This is a genomic window from Mesorhizobium sp. M4A.F.Ca.ET.050.02.1.1, from assembly GCF_003997725.1.
Lineage (GTDB): Bacteria > Pseudomonadota > Alphaproteobacteria > Rhizobiales > Rhizobiaceae > Mesorhizobium.
This window is the reverse complement of record NZ_RZSG01001135.1, coordinates 1-1412: the sequence shown is the minus strand read 5'-3', so window position 1 is coordinate 1412 and position 1412 is coordinate 1. Positions and strand designations below refer to the sequence as shown.

General features: G+C 67.3%; 2 protein-coding genes and 1 pseudogene. All 3 read right to left on the bottom strand.

Annotated features, from left to right (window positions below; all coding sequences use genetic code 11):
• Positions 1-22: 22 nt before the first annotated feature.
• Positions 23-619, bottom strand: a complete 597-nt coding sequence (locus EOA33_RS35715) for a DUF6456 domain-containing protein (protein ID WP_126055365.1) — start codon at positions 617-619, stop codon at positions 23-25.
• Positions 620-776: 157 nt separating this feature from the next.
• Positions 777-989, bottom strand: coding sequence for a hypothetical protein (locus EOA33_RS35710; RefSeq protein WP_128332471.1), 213 nt, complete (start codon positions 987-989; stop codon positions 777-779).
• 13 nt (positions 990-1002) lie between these two features.
• Positions 1003-1412, bottom strand: a pseudogene (locus EOA33_RS39990) (hypothetical protein); the annotation flags it as partial.

Here is a 1412-nt window from a genome sequence, read left to right as displayed (position 1 = left end):
GTCAGGATGTTCAAGGACCCCCTCACCCCGCCTTCCTCCCCATCATCCCATAGTGCACCGCCAGCAAATCCAGCCCGACCTTCAGCAGCTTGACCACCACATCCCGCCCGTCGCCGCTGCGTTCGGCGATGGCCTTCACCGACTGGCCTTCGAGGCAGACCTTGCGCACCACATCCGCCACCTCCCAATGGGCGAGCGCGGCCGCCGCCTGCGCATGGGCGCGGCCGGCTGAGAGGACGCGGTCGGGGATGCCGGCATTCACTCGAGTGCCGTCGACGCGCTCGCTCCAGGACTGTGGTTGCAGCCCCTCGCGCGCGGTGCGCTCGAAATCGTCGCGGAAGCGCCCTCCCGCCTCGCGCTGCTGGCGCGTCAGCGAGGTGATGCCCACCAGCGGATCGACATTGCGCAGGCGCACGATGCCGCCGGTGGAGGTGTAGCCGCCGTTCGAGACCGCGTAGACGCGGCGTGCCTCGGCGGTACCGGCCGCGAGGCGCTGGCGGCCAAAGGCGTCTTGCTTCAGCGCGAAGTCGTGGCCGACCTCGCGGCGGATGCGCACCTGCTCGGCCTCGCCCTTGGGGAGCTTTGGGGGTGCGGGTTTTTTGGAAGGTTTGCGGGGCATAAGCGGGTCCTTGTGTGGGGGGATTGTCGAAATGGTTGCGCCAGGCACCCCTCATCCGTCTCGGCGCTGCGCGCCGATCCACCTTCTCCCACAAGGGGAGAAGGTGGCCGCGAAGCGGACGGATGAGGGGTGTTCCGCGGCACGCCGTCTCCAGATGTCAGCTTTTCACCAGCTTCACAGGTGAATCCCCTCCCCGCTTGGCGATCAGCTCGCGCATCAGACGGCGCTCGCGCACCTCGATCGAGAGCTGGGCGCTGGACGGGCAGAACTGGGCGCTGTCGACCCTGGCCTCGCCGCGGATGAAGCGCTGGATGGCGGCCTGCACGTCCGCCAGCTCGGCATCCTTAACGGCGGCCAGGTAGCCGCGCATCTGCATGTCGACGTCAGCGCGCGCCGACTGCGGGAAGCATGAGAACATCGCCGCCAGGACCTTGGCCGCCTGCTGCAATTCGGCTGCTGTCATTGATCTCCTCGATGATTGAATTGGCGGCATCGAGATGGGTTTTTGGCCGATGCCAGCCGGGCCTTTCTTTCGGCGCGCCTGCGCGTCCTGAAAAAGCGAGAGCTTTTTCCCTGGACTCTGGGTTCTGGGAGTCTGGACTCTGGGGCTTATCCCCTGCCCGGCCGCGCGGCTTAACCCGCCCGTTGTCCGCCCCCTTATCCCGGGGCGATTTTGCGCTGTCGTTTGAAAGGCTTGGGTTGCCGCCCTTCAAGCCGTTGCGGCGCGCGAGCCTGGCCTTGCGGGCGTCCGCGATCATGCGCCGCGAATAGATGCGGCCGTGGCGATCGCGAG